This window comes from Streptomyces sp. 3214.6, from assembly GCF_900129855.1.
Lineage (GTDB): Bacteria > Actinomycetota > Actinomycetes > Streptomycetales > Streptomycetaceae > Streptomyces > Streptomyces soliscabiei.
Map to the genome: position 1 here is coordinate 4586662 of NZ_LT670819.1, position 20538 is coordinate 4607199.

The window sequence follows — 20538 nt, forward strand, 5'->3', positions numbered from 1 at the left end:
CTGTACGGCCATCAGCGGCCGGTGCCTCCGTAGACGACGGCTTCGTCGCTGTCGGAGTCGAGGCCGAAGGCGCTGTGCACGGCGCGCACGGCCTCGTTGACGTCGTCGGCGCGCGTCACGACCGAGATGCGGATCTCGGAGGTCGAGATGAGCTCGATGTTGACGCCCGCGTCGGCCAGGGCCTTGAAGAAGTCGGCCGTGACGCCGGGGTTCGTCTTCATGCCTGCGCCGACCAGCGAGATCTTGCCGATCTGGTCGTCGTAGCGCAGCGAGTCGAAGCCGATGCCGGAGCGGTTCTTCTCCAGGGCGTCGATGGCCTTGCGGCCCTCGGCCTTGGGGAGCGTGAAGGAGATGTCCGTCAGGCCGGTGGAGGCCGCGGACACGTTCTGCACGATCATGTCGATGTTGATCTCGGCGTCGGAGATCGTGCGGAAGATCGCGGCGGCCTCGCCCGGCTTGTCCGGCACGCCGACGACCGTGACCTTGGCCTCGGAGGTGTCGTGCGCGACACCGGAGATGATGGCCTGCTCCACCGGCTTGTCCCCTTGCTCGATCGGTGCACTGCTGACCCACGTGCCCTGCAGTCCGCTGAAGGACGAGCGGACGTGGATCGGGATGTTGTAGCGGCGGGCGTACTCCACACAGCGGTGGAGCAGCACCTTGGAGCCGGAGGCCGCGAGCTCCAGCATGTCCTCGAAGGCGATCCAGTCGATCTTCCGCGCCTTCTTCACCACGCGCGGGTCGGCGGTGAAGACGCCGTCCACGTCGGTGTAGATCTCGCAGACCTCGGCGTCCAGCGCGGCGGCGAGGGCGACGGCCGTGGTGTCGGACCCGCCGCGCCCCAGCGTGGTGATGTCCTTCTTGTCCTGGCTGACACCCTGGAACCCGGCGACGATGGCGATGTTGCCCTCGTCCAGCGCGGTCCGGATGCGGCCCGGCGTGACGTCGATGATCCGGGCTTTGTTGTGGACCGAGTCGGTGATGACGCCTGCCTGGCTGCCGGTGAAGCTCTGGGCGCTGTGACCCAGGTTTTTGATCGCCATCGCCAGCAGGGCCATGGAGATCCGCTCTCCGGCGGTCAGCAGCATGTCGAACTCTCGTCCGCTGGGCATCGGTGACACCTGCTCGGCGAGATCGATCAGCTCGTCCGTCGTGTCGCCCATCGCGGAAACGACGACGACCACCTGGTGGCCGTTCTTCTTCGCTTCCACGATCCGCTTGGCGACGCGCTTGATGCCCTCGGCATCGGCTACGGAGGAGCCTCCGTACTTCTGCACGACAAGGCCCACGTGCGCTCCTCGCTCAGTTCGTTCGTTTCCGCACATACGCCCTTGTACTGCGGTCGGCTCAGTCTAACGAGCGCCCGAAATTCACCTCCCGAGTACCGCATCGTGAGATGTCCGGACGCCCGCTTCGGGAACTCCCTTCCCACTGAGGCCGAAGTGATAGCTGTGAATTAAGTTTCAAGCACTTCGTACGCACTATCGTGCGGCTGTGCACGTACTCCTGGTGGAAGACGACGAGCCGGTCGCCGAGTCGCTGCGGCGCGGACTGAAGCGCTACGGCTTCGAGGTCGACTGGGTCACTACGGGCGCCGCCGCCCTCGCCCACTCCGGCCCCTACGACGTCGTACTGCTGGACCTCGGGCTGCCCGACACCGACGGCCTCGACGTCTGCAAGGCGCTGCGCGAGCGCGGCAACGTGCCGATCATCGTGATCAGCGCCCGCAGCGACGAGACGGACCGCGTGGTCGGCCTGGAGCTGGGCGCCGACGACTATGTGTCCAAGCCGTTCGGGGTGCGGGAGGTCATCGCGCGGATACGGGCGGTGATGCGGCGCGTCCAGCCGCGTACGGCCGCCGCCCCCGAGAACGGCGCCGACCGGTACGGCGCCCGCCTGACCATCGACCGCAAGGCGGCCCGCGTCCATGTGGACGGCGAGGAGGTCTCCCTCGCGCCCAAGGAGTACGACCTGCTCTCCTTCCTCACCGAGGAGCCGGGCGCGCTGATGTCGCGCGAGCAGATCATGGAAGCCGTCTGGGACGCGAACTGGTTCGGGCCGACGAAGACGCTGGACGTGCACGTGGCGGCCCTGCGGCGGAAGTTCGCCGGGGTCGTCGCCATCGAGGCGGTGCGGGGCGTCGGCTTCCGCCTGGAGATCGTCAAGGACCCGGAGACCGTGAAGGGTCCCGAGTCCTCATGAACCGCCAGCTCATCCGCAGCTACATCCTGCTCGTCGCGGTCGCGATCCTGCTGTTCACGGTGCCGGTGGCCTTCACCCTCACCAAGCAGCTGCGGGACGACACCGAGCTGTCCGTCATGCGCGAGGCCAACACGATGGCGCTGCTCCTTGGCAACGGCGACCGCATCTCGTGCGAGGCGCTGACCGAGGTGGCGAACGCGTACGGCCGCAAGACCCCCGGCGACGTCCAGGTCACCCCCACCGGCAGCTGCGCCCCTGACCTGCCGAGGCCCACCGCGGACGCGGCGCTGACCCGGGCCGTGAAGAAGAACGATCCGACGACCGACTGGGGTTCGGACTTCATCTGGGGCAAACAGCTGACGATCACCGTGCCCGCCCAGGGCGACGCAGCCGTACGGATCGTCTACTCGACCTCGGACATGACGAGGCGGCTGTGGCAGATCTGGGGCTTCAGGGCCGCGCTCGCCGTGCTCGTCCTGGCGGCGGCCGCCGCGATCGGCGCGTTCGCCGCCCGCCGGATCACCGCCCCGCTGCGCGCGCTCAACTCCATGGCGAGCAGGTTCAGCGACGGCGATCTGACGGCCCGCTCCCCCGTGGCGGGTCCGCCGGAGACGCAGACCCTGGCGATCACCCTCAACCAGGCGGGCGAACGCCTCGACACGCTGATCGCCTCGCAGCGGATCTTCGTCGCGGACGCCTCGCACCAGCTGCGGACCCCGCTGACGGCGCTCCGTCTCTCCCTGGACAACATCGCCGACGGCGTCGACGACGAGTTCGTACGGGAGGACGTGGAGCAGGCGACCGCCGAGGTGGTGCGGATGAGCCGCCTGGTCAACGGGCTGCTGGTGCTGGCGCGGGCCGAGGCCAAGGTGACGGCCGCCGAGCCGCTGTCGCTGACGGACATCGTGGCCGAACGGCTGTCGGTGTGGAGGCCGGCCGCCGACGAGCGCGGAGTCACCATCGCGCTCAGGGGGAGTGGTGTCGACGACCGGCCGTCTGTGTTGGCCAGCCCCGGTCATCTGGACCAGGTGCTGGACAACGTGCTCTCGAACGCCCTGGAGGTGTCACCGGACGGCGGGGCGATCACCGTCCGGGCGGAGTCGAAGGGCGACAAGGTGGTGCTGTCGGTCCTCGACGAGGGTCCGGGCATGTCGGACGCGGAGAAGTCCCGCGCCTTCGACCGCTTCTGGCGCGGTCAGGGCCTCACCGGGCGCTCCGGCTCCGGTCTCGGCCTCGCCGTCGTCAAACAACTGGTGACCGACGACGGCGGGACGGTGACGCTGGTGGACGCTCCCGGGGGCGGGCTGTGCGTGCGGATCACGCTGCGGGCCGCACAGCGCGCCGGGTGAGCGTGGGCTGATCAGCCCTCGGGCATCGCGGACGAGTGGTGGTTGACGATCTTCCACTGGCCGCCGCGCTTCTCGTACTCGTAGGTGTAGCGGGCCTCGACCACCTTCTTCTTGCCGGTGGCCTTGTCGGTGAGCGTGAACTGGTACACGCCGGAGTCGAGGGCGGAGTTGCTGTCGAGGACGTTGATGTGCGTCTCGATCTTCTTGCCGACCGGCTTGTTCTGGAGGAAGTGCTCCATGTAGTCGACGATGCCGGCGTGGTCCGTGCGGACCTTGTTGGACAGGGTGGGCAGCAGGACCGCGTCCTTGGCGTAGCGGTCGGCCACGATCTCGGGGTCGCCGGTCTGCAGCGCGGCGTTCCAGCCGTCGAAGAGGGCGGCGATCTGCTTCTTGGTGGGCTTGGCGGGCTTGTTGTCGCCGGCCGCACTGACCCCGGCCGTCACCGTGGCGACGGTGGCGAGGGCGGTGGCGGTGACGAGGGCGGCGCGTATGCGGGTCTTGCGGGTCATCGCAACTCCTGTGCGGCTGGCGCTTGTTGGGATGACTCAAGATTCACGTGCGGCCGGTTAGCGTCCGTGCAGCCGTCGTACAGGGGACGTCCAAGACCTCTCCAACGTTCGCCGGCCGTCAGGAGCGGGCGGGCTTGCCGCGGTCGCGGACCAGGCCGGCACCGGCCCCGAGGGAGACGACGCCCATGCCGACGGCGGTCAGCACACCCTGCGATCCGTCGACCGCGAACCGATGGTGTAGGCAGGTACACCGTGACGAACGGGACGTGGGGGACGGGCGAGGCGCTGCTCGCCGGGATCGTGCTGCTGGGGTCGGGCGTGCAGTGGCTGACCGGGATGGGCTTCGCGCTGGTGGCCGTCCCCGCGCTGGTGCTGCTGCTGGGCCCGGCCCAGGGGGTGGTCCTGGCGAACTGCGCGGCGGGCGTGATCAGCGTGGTGGGTCTGGCGGGCGGCTGGCGTCGGGTACGTCCGGCGGCGATGGTCCCGTTGTGTGTGGCCGCCGCCTGCACGGTCCCGGCGGGCTCCTGGCTGACCCGCCGGCTCCCGGAGCCCGTCCTGCTGCTGGTGATGGGCGCGCTGGTGACGGTGGCCGTCGTGCTCGTCATGCGGGGCGCGCGGATACCCGCCCTGCGTGGCGCCCGGGGCGCGGTCGTGGCCGGCGCGGCGGGCGGCTTCATGAACTCGGCGGCGGGCGTCGGCGGCCCCCCGGTCTCCCTGTACGCCGTCAACGCGGGCTGGACGGTACGGGAGTTCGTGCCGAACGCGCAGTTCTACGGCGTCGTCGTGAACGCCTTCTCGGTGGCGGCGAACGGGGTGCCGAAGCTGGCCGCTCCCCAATGGGTCGCGGTCGCCGCCGCGATGACGGTGGGCGCGTCGATCGGCAGGGCGCTCGCGGGGCGGCTGCCGGAGCGGCGGGCCCGACTCCTGGTGCTGGGGCTGGCGTTGGCGGGTGGAGTGACGGCCGTGGGGAAAGGACTCTTCGGCATCTTCGTCCCCTTCCACCTCTGACACCACGCGCGCCGGCGCGAGGCGTCAGCACGGCAGTCCGCGGTCGCTCCCCCGCTCCGTTCGCGCGGTTACTTCGCCGAGCGGGCGCCCAGGTGGTCGCCCATCTCCTCCGCCATCACACGGCCCGCCTCGAACTCCAGCGTCTCGTCACCCAGCGGGGTCTGGTCGGTGTCGAGGCCGTCCAGTTCCTCCAGGGGCTGGTCCAGCCGGACGTGCGCGAGCACCGAGTGCAGGGCGCGCAGGGTCGCCGAGGCCGTGGAGCCCCAGTTGGAGAAGTAGGAGAACTGCCACCACCACAGCGCCTCGGTGGTGCGGCCCGCGCGGTAGTGGACCATGCCGTGGCGCAGGTCGGCGATGACGTCGGCGAGGTCGTCGGAGATCCGGGCCGGGACGGGCGCCTTGCGGGGCTCGTAGGGGTCGAAGACCTCCGAGTAGACGTCCACCGGGTCCAGCAGTCTGGCCAGGTTCTCGCGGAGTTCGTCCGCGTCCGGCTCGAAGCCCGGGTCGGGCTCGTAGCGCTCGTCGGGGACGATGTCCTCGTGCGCGCCGAGCCGGCCGCCGGCCAGGAGCAGCTGGGACACCTCCAGGAGGAGGAAGGGGACCGCCGAGCCCGGCTCGTCGCCCTTCGCCACCTCCGTGACGGCTACCAGGAAGCTCTCGACCTGATCGGCGATCTGGACAGCGAAGTCGTCCGGATTCCGGTCGGTCGCGTGCAGCGTGGCGTCAGACATCTAGGAGTCGTCTCCCCTCGAAGGCGCGGCCGAGCGTGACCTCGTCCGCGTATTCCAGGTCGCCGCCCACCGGGAGGCCGCTGGCCAGGCGGGTGACCTTCAGGCCCATGGGCTTGATCATGCGGGCGAGGTACGTGGCCGTGGCCTCGCCTTCCAGGTTCGGATCCGTGGCCAGGATCAGTTCCGTGACCGTCCCGTCGGCCAACCGCGCGAGAAGTTCTCGTATACGCAGGTCGTCGGGACCGACACCCTCGATGGGGCTGATCGCGCCGCCGAGGACGTGGTACTTGCCGCGGAACTCGCGGGTGCGCTCGATCGCCACGACGTCCTTCGGCTCCTCGACGACACAGATGACCGTCGGGTCGCGGCGGGCGTCACGGCAGATGCCGCACAGCTCCTCCTGCGCCACGTTGCCGCAGGTCGCGCAGAAGCGGACCTTCGCCTTGACCTCCATGAGGCACTGCGCGAGCCGCCGTACGTCCGTCGGTTCCGCCTGGAGGATGTGGAAGGCGATCCGCTGCGCGCTCTTGGGACCGACGCCGGGCAGCCGCCCCAGCTCGTCGATGAGGTCCTGGACCACGCCTTCGTACACGGACTGCCGTCCTTCCTGGGTTTCCTTGCAGTACGTACGGTAGTTGGCCGGGGCCGGTCTTAGAAAGGCAGGCCCGGAATGCCGCTGCCGCCGCCCAGGCCCTGGGCCAGCGGGCCGAGCTTCTGCTGCTGGAGCGTCTGCGCGTTCTCGTTGGCCGCGTGGACGGCCGCGACGATCAGGTCGGCGAGGGTCTCGGTGTCCTCGGGGTCCACCGCCTTCGGGTCGATCTGCAGGGCCCGCAGTTCACCGGAGCCGGTCACGGTGGCCCTCACCAGGCCGCCGCCCGCCTGCCCGTCCACCTCCGTGTTCGCCAGCTCCTCCTGGGCACGGGCCAGGTCCTGCTGCATCTTCTGGGCCTGCTGGAGCAGCTGCTGCATGTTGGGCTGGCCACCACCGGGAATCACGATCGGCTCCTGTCTCTGCCTTGTTCCTGTCTGCCACTGAGCCTACGTGCTCCATGAGTGCGTCGCCCCGCCACTCTTTCGAGTGAGATACCTCGGTGGCCTATACCTGATCAAGACCTCCTTCCGGGCGGAAAAGCGACGAAAGCGTGCCCTTCGCCACCCATTGGGAGGTAGGAAGGGTCGGCACATTCAGCATCAGGCGTTACGCGGAGTCACTGAGTCATAAGGGAGTGCCGGGTGGGTCAGCCGGAGATGCAGCCCGAGGGTCCGCCTCAGGACGAGCGGGGCGAGGGCGCGGCCGGGCTGCGGCCGGGCGACCTGACCGGGCGGGCGCTCCCGCTCGGCGACTGGGGCGAGCCCGCCGAGCGGCTGGAGGAGCTGTACCGGTGGGTGGAGCGCGGCGCGCTGGAGACCGCCGCCTGGTACCTCGCCGACCGGGTGTGGAAGCGGCGGGGCGCACGGGCGCTGCGGGCCGGGGCGGCGGCGGGGGCGGTGTGCGGGGCCGCGCTGCCGTTGCTGGATCTGACCCGGGTGATGGGCGGGGTCGCCCCCTGGGGGTATCTGGCGCTGCTGCTGGCGGTGGCGTGCGTGGCGGTGGACCGGTTCTTCGGGGTGACGTCCGGCTGGATAAGGGACGTGGCGACCGCGCAGGCCGTGCAGCGGCGGTTGCAGGTGTTGCAGTTCGACTGGGCCTCGGAGAGCGTGCGGGAGGTGCTGGGGCCTGCGGAGGGGACGGCGAGTGAGGCCGCGGAGCGGTGCCTCGGGGTGTTGCGGCGGTTCTCGGAGGACGTGACGGATCTGGTGCGTACGGAGACGGCGGACTGGATGGTGGAGTTTCGCAGCGGGCCCGCTCCGCTGGGGATTCAGTCGGCGGTTGCCTCCGGCGGGCGGGTGGACGTCGGTGGCGGGTCTGGGCGGTTTCCTTCGCCGCCCGGGGTGAACGCTCGGCCGAACATGCCTCGGCAGCGGCCGCCGGAGCCGCGGTGAGGGCGGTTCTTCGCCCCCGCCGCCCCTACCCGTCCCATCCCTGGGGGCTTTGCCCCCAGACCCCCTGTCGGCCCTTGAAGGGCCTCGTCCTCAAATGCCGGACGGGCTGGGTGTGCCGGACGGGCTGGGTGTGCTGGAGCTGCACAGGCGCCGTGTTCGATGGCGTCGACGGAGGGCGGGGCGCCGTCCTGGGCAGTCGTTCGTGAGTTCACCGTACGACTGTCCGAAGGCGTCGGCGGGGCCCGTCGGCCGACGTTCGCCCGACGTTCACCCCTTGGTGTAGGTGAGCTTCTCCCCGGTGCCGGTGTTGACGCGTTGCAGCTTGCCGTCGGCGAGCAGGGTGACCTCGGAGGCGGTGCCGGGACTGCACGAGGTGAGGGGTTCGCCGGCGGTGACCTTGGAGGGGCCGATCTCCAACGGGCCGTCGCCGCCCGGTCGTTGGGTGAGGTCGGCGCTGAACTCGCAGTGGTAGGTGCCGCCGTCGGCGACGAGGGCGAGCACCGGGTCGCCCACCGTGCCCTGGCGGATGGTGAGCCGGCGCTTGTTCGTGCCGCTCGCGTTCTCGATCGTGGTGGTCCAGGTGCCGAGGTAGGCCGCCGGGACCACACCGTCCGACGACGACGGGGAGGGCGAAGGCGACGAGGACCCCGACGGGTTCGGCGGTGTCGAGGCCTTCGGGGGCGGGGAGTTCGAGGCTCCCGTGGCCGGGCCGGGCGTCGGCTGCGCGGTGGCGTCGCCGTCGCCGTTCAGGAACGCGTACACCGAGCCGCCGGCGGCGATCGCGACCACCAGGGCGACCAGGACCAGCAGCGCGGTCGTACGGCGGTTGCGGCGCGGGGGGTCCTGCGGGTCGGCGCCGGTCTGCCCGTGGGGGGCGCCGCCGCCGTCCGCGTACGGGTTGTACGGGACGGAGGCGCCCTGCGCCGGGGACCAGGCGCCCGACGGCTGGGGCGGGTAGCCGTAGGCGGGGGCGGCGGCCGGGTGTTGCTGGGGGTGGCCGTACGCCGGGTGGGCCGGGGCGGTGTCCGCGCCGGCCGGGGGTGACTGCGGCGGGATGCCGTCGTGGCCCGCGAGCAGGGTGGGGCGGTGGGCCGGGGAGAACGCGTCGCCGCGCGGGCCGGAGTGTTCCGGGGTGGCTTCGCGGGCGGTCGCCGGGTACTCGGGGAAGGCCGGGGCGGCGGGGTGGGAGAGGCCGCCGCCGTCCGTGCCCTCGGGGTCCTCCACCTCCAGCAGCCGCACGGCGTGACGGCCGAGTTGGGCGACGAGGGCGCCGGGCAGCCAGGGGTCGCGGGAGCGGCCGTCGGAGACGGTGTCGTCGGCGCCCGTGAGCTCCAGGACGCGGTCCGGGGTGGGGCGGGCGGCCGGGTCCTTGCGCAGACAGGCGCGGACCAGGTCGGCGATGCCCTCGGGGACGCCCGTCAGGTCGGGTTCGTCCTCGGCGATGCGGAACATCAGGGCGTGCGCCCCGCTGTCGGCGGAGCCGAAGGGAAGGGTGCCGGTGGCGGCGTAGGCGAGGACGGAGCCGAGGCAGAAGACGTCGCTGGCCGGGGTGACGGCGTCGCCGCGCACCTGCTCGGGGGCCAGGAAGCCGGGCGAGCCGACCACCGCGCCGGTCTGGGTGAGCCGGCTCTCGCCGGTGACGCTCTCCAGCGCCCGTGCGACACCGAAGTCGATGACGCGGGGGCCTTCGATGGTGACCATCACGTTGGACGGCTTGAGGTCGCGGTGGACGATCCCGGCCGCGTGGATGTTGGTGAGCGCGTGCGCGAGCCCGGCGGCGAGGATGCGCACCGACCGCTCGGGCAGCGGCCCGTGGTCGTGGCTGACGACCTGCTGGAGGCTCGGGCCCGCGACATAGCCGGTGGCGACCCAGGGCACCTCGGCCTCGGTGTCGGCGTCCAGGACGGGCGCCGTCCAGAACCCGCCGACCCGCTGGGCGTTGCGCACCTCCTGCCGGAAGCGCGCCCGGAACTCCTCGCGCGCCGCCAGCTCCCGCCGCACCAGCTTCACGGCGACCGTCCGCCCACGGTCCGAACGGGCGAGGTAGACCTGCCCCATCCCGCCCGCTCCCAGCCGCGCGAGCAGCCGGTAGCCGCCGATGCGCTGCGGGTCCCCGGGCCCCAGTTTCTCCATCGCAGCGCCGCCCTTCCCCCACATGTGTGATCGAGACATGTGTGTGCCGAGAATAAACCGGCCGTTCGGGCCGTCGCGTGGCGCGATGTCTACGGTTCCGTAACAGGCGGAGGCGGCGGAGAGGGAATCGGCGGGGGCGCGGCCGACGGGGGCGGGAGCTCCAGGGCGTCCAGCAGCTTGGACAGGCGTTCCAGCGCCTGCACGGCCTCGGCGAGTTCCGCCTCGCCGTACGCGGCGGCCAGCCGGTCGGCGAAGGCCGCGTGACCGGGGTGGATGCGGGCGATCGCGGCCCGGCCCTCCTGGGTGGGCGCCAGCAGCTTGGCGCGCCGGTGGGCCGGGTTGGGCCGGTATTCGGCCAGCCCCTTGTCCACCAGCAGGTCGGCGATGCGCTGGACACTCTGCCGCGTGATGCCCATCTCTCGGGCGATCCCGGACACGGGCAGCGGCTCGCCCAGTACCGCGCCGAGCACCTGCCACCAGGCGGCGGTGAGCCCGGCGGGCCGGGCCAGCTCCTCGGCGACGGCGAGGAACTGCCCGTTCAGCCGGAAGACGCCGAGCGCGCTGCGGCTGAGCAACTCCTGACGCTCACGGCTCACGCCCGCGTCCCCGCCTGCTCCAGCACGGCGTACGCCTGCGCGTCCGAGTCGTGGAACAGCCGGTACCAGGCGTCCAGGACCTCGCCCTCGTACACGCCGAGGAGCCCGAGGATCTCGCACGCGAAGGCGACCGGTTCGGTCGGACCGGCGGTGATCAGCCCGCCGTCGGTGACGGCGTCCGCCTCGAAGTACCGCTCCGCGCCGCCGTACCCCGTCGCGGCCAGGTAGAACGAGACGGCGCTGGTGTGGTCCCGGTCGTCGAGCAGGCCCTCACGGGCGAGGCCCGCGGTGGCGCCGCAGATGGCGGCGACGGGGACACGGGCCCGCAGAAACTCCCGCGCCTTGCCAGTTGCTCCACGGCGGGCGGGCGTCAAGGACGGGCCCAAACCCCTGAACGTCCGGGAATGGACCTGTACCGCCTGCGGCGCCGTCCACGACCGGGACCACAACGCCGCGATCAACGTGAAGACGGCCGCCGGACTGGCGGTGTCGGCCTGCGGAGCGCCGGTAAGACCAGAATCCGTTCTGGCACAGCGCGAAGAAACAGGAAGCCACGGATTCCCGACCGAACCGCGTGCCGCGTAGCGGCACAGCAAACCAGTCACGGAAGGCCAGAATCCTCGGGCTTCAGCCCGAGGAGCAAGTCAAAACTCGGACGAGTACCAGACCGCCAATTACTGATCCGCCGGCACACGACCGGTCCGGTCCGCGCCGAGGCAGCTCCGCGGCGCGGACCGGTGACACTGTGTCGAGCCGGGCCCCCCGCCTGCGTGCACGATGCCGATACCCCTTCCGCATCGCGGACATTTACGCTCACTGGCATGACCCCTCAGACCGACCCCCAGGCCGGCGCGGCCGTGAAGGCCGCGGACCGCGCGCATGTCTTCCACTCCTGGTCCGCCCAGGAGCTCATCGACCCGCTCGCCGTGGCCGGCGCGGAGGGCTCGTACTTCTGGGACTACGACGGCAAGCGGTACCTCGACCTCACCAGCGGCCTCGTCTTCACCAACATCGGCTACCAGCATCCGAAGGTCGTCGCCGCGATCCAGGAGCAGGCCGCCCGCCTGACCACGTTCGCGCCCGCCTTCGCCGTCGAGGCCCGCTCGGAGGCGGCCCGGCTGATCGCCGAGCGCACCCCCGGCGACCTGGACAAGATCTTCTTCACCAACGGCGGCGCGGACGCCGTCGAGCACGCCGTGCGCATGGCCCGGCTGCACACCGGCCGGGCCAAGGTGCTCTCCGCCTACCGTTCGTACCACGGCGGTACGCAGCAGGCCGTGAACATCACCGGCGACCCCCGGCGCTGGGCCTCCGACAGCGCCTCCGCCGGGGTCGTGCACTTCTGGGCGCCGTTCCTGTACCGCTCCCGCTTCTACGCCGAGACGGAGGAGCAGGAGTGCGCGCGGGCCCTGGAGCACCTGGAGACGACGATCGCCTTCGAGGGGCCGGGGACGGTCGCCGCGATCATCCTGGAGACGATTCCGGGCACCGCCGGGATCATGCTCCCGCCGCCCGGCTACCTCGCGGGCGTGCGGGAGATCTGCGACAAGTACGGGATCGTCTTCATCCTGGACGAGGTCATGGCCGGATTCGGCCGCACCGGCGAGTGGTTCGCGGCCGACCTGTACGACGTCACCCCTGACCTGATGACCTTCGCCAAGGGCGTGAACAGCGGGTATGTGCCGCTCGGCGGTGTCGCCGTCTCGGGCGCGATCGCGGACACCTTCGGGAAGCGGCCGTACCCCGGCGGGCTGACGTACTCCGGGCACCCGCTGGCCTGCGCCGCGGCCGTCGCGACGATCAACGTCATGGCGGAGGAGGGCATCGTCGACAACGCGAAGAACCTGGGCGCGTCCGTCGTCGGGCCGGGGCTGAAGGAGCTGGCCGAGCGGCACCCGAGCGTCGGCGAGGTGCGCGGTGCCGGCATGTTCTGGGCGGTCGAGCTGGTGAAGAACCGGGAGACCCGCGAGCCGCTGGTGCCGTACAACGCCGCCGGTGAGGCGAACGCGGCCATGGTCGCCTTCGGCGCCGCCGCGAAGAAGGCCGGGGTGTGGCCGTTCGTGAACATGAACCGGACACACTTCGTGCCGCCGCTCAACGTCTCCGAGTCGGAGGTCAAGGAAGGGCTCGGGGCCCTGGACACGGCGCTCTCGGTGGCCGACGAGTACACGCAGTAGGAGCAGAACGGTCCTGACGCGTGTAAGGGCTTGAAATCTTCGAACGCGTAAGGTGGCGTGCTCGTACATACCGACGAGCACGCCACCTTTTCCGTGTCCGAGCATTTCGCACCCCGACGATGGAGACGCCCTGACCATGTCCGGCAGCAGCGGCAACGGCGCCGTGACGCGCAGCACCCTGCGACAGCAGATCGCCGACGCGCTTCGCGACGAGGTGCTGGGCGGTCGGCTGCAGCCGGGGCAGGAGTTCACGGTGAAGGAGATCGCCGAGCAGTACGGCGTCTCCGCGACCCCCGTCCGCGAGGCTCTCGTCGATCTCTCCGCCCAGGGCCTGCTGGAGGCCGACCAGCATCGGGGCTTCCGGGTCCACGAGTACTCCGTCGAGGACTTCCGGGGCATGATCGAGGCGCGCAGCCTGATCATCGAGGGCATGTTCCTCGCCGTGGACGAGGGCCGCCAGCCCCAGCAGAACCTGGAGGAACCGCGGATCGTCGCCGCCATCGCGGGGGTGCGCCGGCGGGGCGAGGAGGCGCAGCGGGCCGCGGCCGCCGGTGACCTCACCGTCCTCATCGGCTACGACCTGCGTTTCTGGCGCGAGCTGAGCTCCCTGTTCGGCAATCCCTACCTCGCCGACTTCCTGCACCGGCTGCGCGTGCAGTCCTGGGTGTGCACGGTGCAGCACCTGCGGCGGCTGACCGATCTGCGCGGCCACCTGTGGTCCGGCCACACCGAACTCGTCGACGCCCTGTACCGCCGCGACACCGCCGCCGCCCGTGTGATCCTCGCCGCGTACAACGCCGACTCCATCGGTCTGATCGAACGACTGGCGGCCGGATGAGCCGGGCGGACGCCACCGCGCCCGGCACCACGGCCGTCGAACTCTCCGTCGTCATCCCCGCCTACAACGAGGAGCGGCGGCTCGGCGCCACCCTGGACGCGGTGACCCGCCATCTCGACGCGACGGGGAGCCACTGGGGCAGCTGGGAGATCCTGGTCGCCGACGACGGGTCCACCGACGCCACCCGCGAGCTCGTCACCGTGCGCCGCGACCCGCGCGTGCGGCTCGTCCTCGGTACCGGCTCCGGCAACCGGGGCAAGGGGCACGCGCTGCGGCTCGGGGTGGCCGCCAGCCGGGGCCGGCACATCCTGGTCACGGACGCCGATCTCGCCACCCCCATCGAGGAGTTGGGTCGGCTGGAGAAGGCGCTCGCCGACGGTCACACGGCGGCGATCGGCTCCCGGGCGGTCCCCGGCGCGACCCTGGGCGACCGGCAGCACCGGATCCGCGAACTCCTCGGCACGGCGGGCAACCTGCTCATACGCCGGACGACCCTGCGCGGGATACGCGACACCCAGTGCGGGTTCAAGCTGTTCGACGGCGACAAGGCACGGGACGCCTTCGCCGCCTCCCGGCTCAACGGCTGGGCCATCGACGTGGAGGTGCTGCGGTACTTCCAGCGCGCCGGCTGGCCGGTCGCCGAGACGCCGGTGCACTGGTCGCACCAGCCCGGCTCGAAAGTCCGCCCAACGGACTACCTCCGGTTCCCGCGCGACCTGGTCCGGCTGCGGTTCCCCGTCCTGAGACCCGTGGACGTCCTGGCCGTCGTCCTGTTCCTCGCGATGGCCGTGGCCCTCTACTCGGGCCGCGTCCTCGACCCCGCCCACCGCTATCTCACCGACTCCCTCCAGGACCAGAACCAGTGGGAGTGGTTCTTCGCGGTGACCGCCGACAACGTGGCCCACCTGCGCAACCCCCTCTTCACCGACCTCCAGGGCTTCCCCGACGGCGTCAACCTGATGGCCAACACGGCGATGCTGGGCCTGGCCGTCCCGCTCACGCCCGTCACCCTGCTGCTCGGCCCGGCCGTCACCCTCAGCCTGGTGATGACGCTGGGCCTGGCCGCCACCGCCGCCGCCTGGTACCGGCTCATCGTGCGACGGCTCGTCCGGCAGCGGGCTGCCGCCTTCGCCGGGGCCGCGCTGGCCGCGTTCGCACCGCCGATGATCAGCCACGCCAACGCCCACCCGAACTTCGTCGTCCTGTTCATGATCCCGCCGATCATCGAGCGGGCCCTGCGGCTGACGACCGGTGAACGGGTCACCCGGGACGCGGTAGTCCTCGGCCTGATGGCGGGCTACCAGTTCTTCCTCGGGGAGGAGCCCCTGCTGCTGGCCGCGCTGGGCATGCTCCTGTTCGCGCTCGCCTACGCGGCCGTACGCCCCGGCGTGGCGCGGGGGGCGGCCCGCCCGCTGCTGAACGGTCTGGCGATCGCCGCCGCCGTCTGTCTGCCGCTCGTCGTCTACCCACTGGCCTGGCAGTTCTCCGGACCGCAGAGCTACTCCGGCATCGACCACGGCAGCGCGCCCGGCGTCAGCAACTCCGCCCGCGCGCTGCTGTCGTTCGCCGAGCGCTCCCTGATCGCGGGCGACGCCGACCGCGCGGACGCCCTCTCCCTCAATCCGACCGAACAGAACGCCTTCTACGGCTGGCCGCTGGCCCTGCTGGCGTTCGCGATCACGGTACGGCTGTGGCGGCGGCCCGCGGTCAAGGCGCTGGCCTGCACGGCGGCCGGCGCGGCGGTGCTGTCCCTCGGCCCGCGCATCCCGCTCCCCCTCACCGGCACCACCGTCCCCGGGCCCTGGAGTCTGCTCGCCGGTCTCCCCCTCTTCGAGTCGGTCATCGAGAGCCGGGTCGCGCTGGTCTGCGCCCCCGCGCTGGGCATGCTGCTCGCCCTGGCGATCGACCGGCTGGCGCAGGCCCGCCGCCTGGGCACCCAGTACGCCGGACTGCTCGCCGTCTGCCTCGCCCTGCTCCCCCTCGTCCCGGCCCCGCTGAAGTCCGAGCCGCGCGCCGAGACGCCCGCCTTCTTCACCGACGGCTCCTGGAAGACGTACGTCCGCTCCGGCGAGACCCTCGTCCCGGTGCCGCTCGCCGAACCCGAGGACGCCGAGGCGCTGCACTGGCAGACGGCGTCCGGCCTCGGCTTCCGGATGCCCGGCGGCTACTTCAACGGCCCCTACGGCGACGGCGACCGCACCGGCGTCTACGGCGTCCCGCTGCGTTTCACGGCGAGCCTGCTGCGGGACGTGCGCTACACGGGCGTGGTCCCGGTGATCGACGCCCGTGCCCGGACCGAGGCCCGCGAGGACTTCGCGTACTGGCGGGCGGGCGCCCTGGTGCTCGCCCCGCAGCCACGCGCCGACCGGCTGCGTGAGACGGTGGAGAAGCTGGTGGGCCGACCGGGTAGGTGGGTGGCCGGAGTATGGGTATGGGACCTGCACCAGGGGACGCAGGACGGGAGCTGACGTGCGCGGCAGCGACTACCCTGCCCTGACCGGCAACGGCAACCGCAACCGCAACCGCAACCGCAACGGCAACGGCAACGTGAGGAGCTCTCTTTGGCCTGTGACCTGTGGCTGGTGCCGCTCGTCGACGTGTTGTGTCACACCCCCGACAACCCCTTCGCCGACGAACTCGCCCAGTACAACAAGGTGCTGGCCGAGGCGGGACTCCCGCCGGTGCCGGTGTACCAGTACATGCCCGGTGTGTTCGGCGAGGTCGCCCCGGTGGCCGGCTTCGACTACGACGCCCTGCACTTCCTGCGCCGCGCCTACCTGCTCCAGGTGTGCCGGCTGCCGGTGACGCCGGTGGACGAGCTGGGCGGCGACTACGAGCAGCTCCTGGAGATGTTCGAGACGACGGCCCAGCAGTCGCACCTGGTCTGGCACTACGACCACGCGGGTGCGTACGTCCCCGTCGACTTCCCGCACCCCCTGTCCAGCGACGAACTCCTCGCCGGCGGCGGCCCGCTCGGCTCCTCCCAGTCCCTGCTGCGCGAGCTGGAGTTCGTGGCGCCGTCGATCGGCATCGATCCGGCCAATCCTCCGGCGGCTCCTCAACCGCCCGCCGGTCCCACGGAGTTGGAGGAACCCGCCGTTCCGGCGCCGTACGATCCCAGCCCCTTCGCGCGTGAACGGCACGTCTGGCTGGGGCTGCACGCGGCGGCGACGCGGAGTCTGGCGCAGGGGTCGATGATCGTGTTCAGCTGAGGTCAGCGACCGACCTGGGAGAGGCCCTTCTGCACGTCCTCCATGTTCATCACGGGGGTGTAGGTGATCTCGGCGTCGAGGTTGAGGAAGAACGGCTCGCTGAGCACGGGCATCTGCGAGCTGTCCTGCATGTCGAAGACCACGTACGCGGTGCGCTTGCCGTGGTCGGCGGTGAAGTAGGCCGCCTCGGGCTTGATCTGTTCCATCGACTCCTGGATCAGCTTCGTCAGGGTGCCGTTGCGGATGGCATCGTTCGCTTTCTCCGTGTCGAAGGACGCCTTGAGCAGCATGCGCATCGCACTCACCTTCTCCGGTCGACACACGCGGCCATGTGGGTTCAGAATATGCCCTTTTGCCGGATACCTCCCCCGGAACGGGGTCACGGCAGCGCGTCGATCTCCCCGACGAGCCGGGCCCCTTCGCGGGTCATGACCTCCGGGTCGCGCAGGGCACTGGAGAGCAGCGACATGCCCTGATAGGCGCCGACGAGCGCGAGCGCGTGACCGTCGGGTTCGTCGACCCCGATTTCGCGGTACTGCCGCTCCACCCAGTCCAGCAGTCGGCGGACGACGAGCCCGGCGGCGAGGTCGAGACCGCCCTCGGCGCGCTTGTCGAGCTCGACGGCGAGGGTGCCCGTGGGGCAGCCGTACCGGGCCGTGACGTCCCGCGCCTCGACCCAGCCGGCGACCAGGCTCTTCAGGCGTTCCCGCGGGTCGGCGAGCTCTTCGAGCCGGGCGGTGAGGTCGTCGAGGTACTCGGCGTGCCGGTCCAGGGCGGCCTCGACCAGCTCGTCCTTGGTCTTGAAGTAGTAGTACACGTTGCCGACCGGGACGTCGGCGGCGCGGGCGATGTCGGCGATGGTCGTCCGCTCCACGCCCCGCTCGTGCAGCACCGTGGCGGCGGCCGCCATGAGCCGCTGCCGCTTGCCGACGCCCTTCTTGCCCGCGCCGGCCTCCGTACCCCGCTTCTCCACTGAGTCAGTCACCCAACTGACTATAGACAACGGGCGGTGGAACCGTGCTAGCGTCATACCCATCGAGTTAGTCAGCCAACTAACTAATGCTCGACGAGAGACGAGAGACGGGGACCGAAATGACCGACACGAACGACACGAACGACACGATCGTGGTGACCGGTGCGACCGGGAACGTCGGACGCGCGCTGGTGCGGATGCTGTCCGAGGCCGGGGTGCCCGTGACGGCCGTCGCCCGCGCCGTCACCGACGCCGACGTGCCGGCCGGGGTGCGGGCGGTGCCCGCCGATCTGGCCGAACCGGCCGGGCTGCGGGCCGCGTTCGAGGGAGCGCGGGCGCTGTTCCTGCTGGTGGCGGGCGAGGACCCGCACGGCGTCCTGGCCGAGGCGAAGTCCGCCGGGATCCGCCGGGTCGTACTGCTGTCCTCGCAGGGCGCGCAGACCCGCCCGCAGGCGTACGGGCACCCACGCCGCTTCGAGGACGCCGTACGGGAGTCGGGGCTCGACTGGACGGTCCTGCGGTCGGGCGGGATGGCGACCAACGCGTTCGCCTGGGCCGAGTCGATCCGCGCCCGACGGGAGGCGGCGGCGCCGTTCGGTGACGTCGGCCTGCCGTTCGTCGACCCCGACGACGTGGCCGCCGTCGCCGTCGCGGCCCTGCTCGGCGACGACCACCTGGGCGCCACCTACACGCTGACCGGCCCCGCGCCGACCACCCCGCGAGAGCGGGCCGCGGCCATCGCCGCCGCGCTGGGCGAACCGGTGCGCTTCACCGAGCAGACCCGGGAGGAGGCCCACGCGCTCATGGCGCGGTTCATGCCGCTGCCCGTGGTCGAGGGCACCCTCGCGATCCTGGGCGAGCCCACCGAGGACGAGCGGCGCCCGAGCCCGGACGTCGAACGCGTCCTGGCCCGGACCCCGGGCACCTTCGCCGCGTGGGCGGCGCGCAACGCCCCCGCCTTCCGCTGAGGCGCCGTCAGAAGACCGGCGAACCCGCCTGGGTCAGCTTCCAGTTGGCGGCGGCGAAGTCCGCCGGGTCGAGCGTCTTCTTCGCCGTCACGTAGTCGATCATCAGCTGGCGGATCTCGTTGGTGGAGCTGTAGGCGATGCCGGCGGTGGCGATGTGCGGGTAGCCGCTGCCACCGTTGGCCCGGTAGTTGTTGACGGCGACGACGAAGACCTGGTCGTCGGCGACGGCGGCGCCGTTGTAGGTGAGGTTCTTGATCCTCGACCCCTCCGCCTGCGCGATGTCGATGTCGTAGGAGACGCCCGCGGCGGTGTCGTACATGTAGTCCCAGAATTTGTTGGCGTTGGTGAGGGTCGCGGTGTCGACCGTCGTGCCCGCCGGGACCTGGTGGTAGTACTTCGCCGCGTACTCCAGGTAGTCCTTGAGCTGTGCGCCGGTGAGCTTCTTGCCGTACAGGGTGTTGTCGTAGATGTAGAGCCCGGCGATGTCCTTGATGGTGACGTCGCCTGCGGGGATGTCGGCGGTGCGGCTGAAGGGCGCGGCGACGGAGATGAGCGGGAGGGCCGCGTCCGCCGTCGACAGGCCCGCCTTGACCGTCTGCATCTGCACCTCGTGGATGAAGTCCATGATGGGGACGTCCTTCCAGCAGGACTCCGCCGCCGAGAGGTCGGCCGTGCAGGTGCCGACGGCCGTGTTGACGTACTTCACGACGAGTTCGTGGTCGGCCTCCAGGAGCTTCTTGATCTCCGGGTCCTCGTCCACGGTGTTGGGGTTGAGGGTCTGCGCGGACTTGCCGACGACCTTCCAACGGCCGTGCTCCAGCTCGACCTCGAAGTCGAAGACGCTGAGGCGGTATCCCCAGCAGTACGGCTCCGAGAGGAGCACGTCCTCTCCCGTCTCGGCGTTCTTGACGGTGTACGACGGCACTTCCACATGCGTGTGGCCCACGAGGATCGCGTCGATGCCGGGGACCTGCTCGGCGACGAGGTTGGACGCGTTCTCGACGTACGGAAGGGCGTCGCCGTAGGAGGAGGAGCCGTCGAGGCCGGAGTGGTCGGTGAGGAAGACGACGTCACAGCCGAGGGCGCGGAGCCGCGGGACGTACTTCTTCGCCTGCTCGACCAGGCCCGGGAAGACCATCTTCCCGCTGACGTTGTCCTTGTCCCAGATCGCGATGCCGGGGTTGGTCAGACCCAGGATGCCGACCTTGATGTCGGGGGCGCCCGGGACACAGATCCGCTTCACGGTGTACGGCGGGAACGCGGGGCGCAGCGTCTTCGCGTCGAGGGCGTTCGCCCCGAGCAGCGGGAAGTGACACTGCTGCTCGAACTTCCGCAGCACCTCGATGCCGTAGTTGAACTCGTGGTTGCCGAGGGCGGCGGCGTCGTAGCGCATGTGGTTCATGGCGACGGCCATCGGGTGCTTGACGCCCTTGCCGGTGATGGGCTCCACGCGCGCGAAGTAGTAGGCGAGGGAGGTGCCCTGGATGATGTCGCCGGCGTCGACGAGCAGGACGTGCTCCTCGCCCTTCGCCGCGCGCTGCTGCTTGACGAGCGTCGCGACCCGGGCGACGCCGACGGAGTTGCCCTTGGCGTCGGAGTAGGCGGCGTCCTTGTAGTAGTCCCAGTCGAAGACGTGACTGTGCAGGTCGGTGGTGCCGAGGATGGAGAACGTCCAGGTACGGGGCGTCTTGGCAGGCTTACGGTCGGCCGCCTGGGCGGTGCCCGCCCCCACGGTCCCCGCGACGGCGACGGCCGCCCCGGTCACAGCCGACTTCTGCACGAACTCACGGCGGTTCAGGGGAGGAACGGGCATTCGGGACTCCTGGAACTGGAGAGGAAGGAAGACTGGCAACTACCCG

Annotated in this window: 20 protein-coding genes and 1 pseudogene; 10 read left to right on the forward strand and 11 right to left on the reverse strand. The window is 71.0% G+C overall.

Annotated elements, in window-relative coordinates:
• Positions 1 to 11: 11 nt before the first annotated feature.
• A complete protein-coding gene (locus tag B5557_RS20600) occupies positions 12 to 1289 on the reverse strand; it encodes an aspartate kinase (RefSeq protein WP_079660855.1) in 1278 nt (425 codons plus the stop codon).
• 205 nt (positions 1290 to 1494) lie between these two features.
• Here B5557_RS20600 and B5557_RS20605 point away from each other — a divergent pair, with 205 nt between their 5' ends.
• On the forward strand, positions 1495 to 2202 hold the full coding sequence (locus tag B5557_RS20605; protein WP_079660856.1) for a response regulator transcription factor: 708 nt from the start codon (positions 1495 to 1497) through the stop codon (positions 2200 to 2202).
• Positions 2199 to 3551 carry a sensor histidine kinase gene (locus tag B5557_RS20610; RefSeq protein WP_079660857.1) on the forward strand — a complete coding sequence of 451 codons (1353 nt, stop codon included), beginning with the start codon at positions 2199 to 2201 and terminating at the stop codon, positions 3549 to 3551. The genes B5557_RS20605 and B5557_RS20610 overlap by 4 nt, the downstream gene beginning before the upstream one ends.
• 11 nt (positions 3552 to 3562) lie before the next feature.
• Here the strand turns inward: B5557_RS20610 and B5557_RS20615 are convergent, their stop codons facing one another.
• On the reverse strand, positions 3563 to 4060 hold the full coding sequence (locus B5557_RS20615; RefSeq protein WP_079660858.1) for an SgcJ/EcaC family oxidoreductase: 498 nt from the start codon (positions 4058 to 4060) through the stop codon (positions 3563 to 3565).
• A gap of 252 nt (positions 4061 to 4312) precedes the next feature.
• On the opposite strand from B5557_RS20615, the gene B5557_RS20620 reads away from it, so the two are divergent.
• Positions 4313 to 5068, forward strand: coding sequence for a sulfite exporter TauE/SafE family protein (locus tag B5557_RS20620; RefSeq protein WP_269460219.1), 756 nt, complete (start codon positions 4313 to 4315; stop codon positions 5066 to 5068).
• A gap of 68 nt (positions 5069 to 5136) precedes the next feature.
• On the opposite strand, the gene B5557_RS20625 is transcribed toward B5557_RS20620, so the two are convergent.
• From B5557_RS20625 to B5557_RS20635, 3 genes are read right to left on the reverse strand one after another with little or no spacing between them, the layout of a single operon-like run.
• Positions 5137 to 5799: a DUF5063 domain-containing protein gene (locus tag B5557_RS20625; RefSeq protein ID WP_079660859.1), complete on the reverse strand. Its 663-nt coding sequence runs from the start codon at positions 5797 to 5799 to the stop codon at positions 5137 to 5139.
• Positions 5792 to 6391, reverse strand: coding sequence for a recombination mediator RecR (gene recR, locus B5557_RS20630; RefSeq protein WP_079660860.1), 600 nt, complete (start codon positions 6389 to 6391; stop codon positions 5792 to 5794). The genes B5557_RS20625 and recR overlap by 8 nt, the downstream gene beginning before the upstream one ends.
• A 59-nt stretch (positions 6392 to 6450) precedes the next feature.
• Entirely contained in the window at positions 6451 to 6795 is a 345-nt protein-coding gene (locus B5557_RS20635) for a YbaB/EbfC family nucleoid-associated protein (RefSeq protein ID WP_079660861.1), read from the reverse strand.
• Positions 6796 to 7032: 237 nt separating this feature from the next.
• Here B5557_RS20635 and B5557_RS20640 point away from each other — a divergent pair, with 237 nt between their 5' ends.
• A complete protein-coding gene (locus tag B5557_RS20640) occupies positions 7033 to 7782 on the forward strand; it encodes an SLATT domain-containing protein (RefSeq protein WP_079660862.1) in 750 nt (249 codons plus the stop codon).
• A gap of 267 nt (positions 7783 to 8049) precedes the next feature.
• Here B5557_RS20640 and B5557_RS20650 read toward each other — a convergent pair whose 3' ends face one another.
• From B5557_RS20650 to B5557_RS20660, 3 genes and pseudogenes are all read right to left on the reverse strand, one after another.
• Positions 8050 to 9915, reverse strand: coding sequence for a serine/threonine-protein kinase (locus B5557_RS20650; protein WP_079660864.1), 1866 nt, complete (start codon positions 9913 to 9915; stop codon positions 8050 to 8052).
• Positions 9916 to 10004: 89 nt separating this feature from the next.
• On the reverse strand, positions 10005 to 10511 hold the full coding sequence (locus tag B5557_RS20655) for a MarR family winged helix-turn-helix transcriptional regulator (RefSeq protein WP_079660865.1): 507 nt from the start codon (positions 10509 to 10511) through the stop codon (positions 10005 to 10007).
• Positions 10508 to 10855: pseudogene (locus B5557_RS20660) on the reverse strand (DJ-1/PfpI family protein); the annotation flags it as partial. The gene B5557_RS20655 and the pseudogene B5557_RS20660, both read right to left, overlap by 4 nt.
• Between B5557_RS20660 and B5557_RS20665 the strand changes: the two are divergent.
• The 5 genes from B5557_RS20665 (at position 10812) to B5557_RS20685 (ending at position 16738) form a co-directional block, all read left to right on the forward strand.
• Positions 10812 to 11096 (forward strand): zinc ribbon domain-containing protein, encoded by a 285-nt coding sequence (locus tag B5557_RS20665; RefSeq protein ID WP_443031358.1) that lies wholly within the window; start codon positions 10812 to 10814, stop codon positions 11094 to 11096. The pseudogene B5557_RS20660 and the gene B5557_RS20665 sit on opposite strands and share 44 nt — an antisense overlap.
• 236 nt (positions 11097 to 11332) lie before the next feature.
• The gene (locus B5557_RS20670) at positions 11333 to 12688 is read left to right on the forward strand and encodes an aspartate aminotransferase family protein (protein WP_079660867.1); all 1356 of its coding nucleotides are present in this window, start codon (positions 11333 to 11335) and stop codon (positions 12686 to 12688) included.
• Positions 12689 to 12824: 136 nt separating this feature from the next.
• Entirely contained in the window at positions 12825 to 13526 is a 702-nt protein-coding gene (locus B5557_RS20675; protein WP_079660868.1) for a GntR family transcriptional regulator, read from the forward strand.
• A complete protein-coding gene (locus B5557_RS20680) occupies positions 13523 to 15994 on the forward strand; it encodes a dolichyl-phosphate beta-glucosyltransferase (protein WP_079660869.1) in 2472 nt (823 codons plus the stop codon). Before B5557_RS20675 ends, B5557_RS20680 begins: the two co-directional genes overlap by 4 nt.
• A gap of 93 nt (positions 15995 to 16087) precedes the next feature.
• Complete coding sequence (locus B5557_RS20685; protein WP_079660870.1) at positions 16088 to 16738, forward strand: hypothetical protein; 651 nt, start codon at positions 16088 to 16090, stop codon at positions 16736 to 16738.
• A gap of 2 nt (positions 16739 to 16740) precedes the next feature.
• On the opposite strand, the gene B5557_RS20690 is transcribed toward B5557_RS20685, so the two are convergent.
• Positions 16741 to 17034 carry a DUF3303 family protein gene (locus B5557_RS20690; protein WP_079660871.1) on the reverse strand — a complete coding sequence of 98 codons (294 nt, stop codon included), beginning with the start codon at positions 17032 to 17034 and terminating at the stop codon, positions 16741 to 16743.
• Between the two features lie 83 nt (positions 17035 to 17117).
• On the reverse strand, positions 17118 to 17723 hold the full coding sequence (locus tag B5557_RS20695) for a TetR/AcrR family transcriptional regulator (RefSeq protein WP_443031359.1): 606 nt from the start codon (positions 17721 to 17723) through the stop codon (positions 17118 to 17120).
• Positions 17724 to 17830: 107 nt separating this feature from the next.
• On the opposite strand from B5557_RS20695, the gene B5557_RS20700 reads away from it, so the two are divergent.
• Positions 17831 to 18679, forward strand: a complete 849-nt coding sequence (locus tag B5557_RS20700; protein WP_079660872.1) for an SDR family oxidoreductase — start codon at positions 17831 to 17833, stop codon at positions 18677 to 18679.
• A gap of 7 nt (positions 18680 to 18686) precedes the next feature.
• Here B5557_RS20700 and B5557_RS20705 read toward each other — a convergent pair whose 3' ends face one another.
• Positions 18687 to 20492, reverse strand: a complete 1806-nt coding sequence (locus B5557_RS20705) for a bifunctional metallophosphatase/5'-nucleotidase (protein WP_079660873.1) — start codon at positions 20490 to 20492, stop codon at positions 18687 to 18689.
• Positions 20493 to 20538: the final 46 nt, after the last annotated feature.

Coding starts and splice junctions, on each gene's coding strand:
- B5557_RS20700 (WP_079660872.1), top strand. CDS start 17,831: ATGACCGACACGAACGACACGAACGACACGATCGTGGTGACCGGTGCG.
- B5557_RS20625 (WP_079660859.1), bottom strand. CDS start 5,799: ATGTCTGACGCCACGCTGCACGCGACCGACCGGAATCCGGACGACTTC.
- B5557_RS20670 (WP_079660867.1), top strand. CDS start 11,333: ATGACCCCTCAGACCGACCCCCAGGCCGGCGCGGCCGTGAAGGCCGCG.
- B5557_RS20705 (WP_079660873.1), bottom strand. CDS start 20,492: ATGCCCGTTCCTCCCCTGAACCGCCGTGAGTTCGTGCAGAAGTCGGCT.
- B5557_RS20615 (WP_079660858.1), bottom strand. CDS start 4,060: ATGACCCGCAAGACCCGCATACGCGCCGCCCTCGTCACCGCCACCGCC.
- B5557_RS20690 (WP_079660871.1), bottom strand. CDS start 17,034: ATGCGCATGCTGCTCAAGGCGTCCTTCGACACGGAGAAAGCGAACGAT.
- B5557_RS20650 (WP_079660864.1), bottom strand. CDS start 9,915: ATGGAGAAACTGGGGCCCGGGGACCCGCAGCGCATCGGCGGCTACCGG.
- B5557_RS20680 (WP_079660869.1), top strand. CDS start 13,523: ATGAGCCGGGCGGACGCCACCGCGCCCGGCACCACGGCCGTCGAACTC.
- B5557_RS20665 (WP_443031358.1), top strand. CDS start 10,812: ATGGCGGCGACGGGGACACGGGCCCGCAGAAACTCCCGCGCCTTGCCA.
- B5557_RS20610 (WP_079660857.1), top strand. CDS start 2,199: ATGAACCGCCAGCTCATCCGCAGCTACATCCTGCTCGTCGCGGTCGCG.
- B5557_RS20675 (WP_079660868.1), top strand. CDS start 12,825: ATGTCCGGCAGCAGCGGCAACGGCGCCGTGACGCGCAGCACCCTGCGA.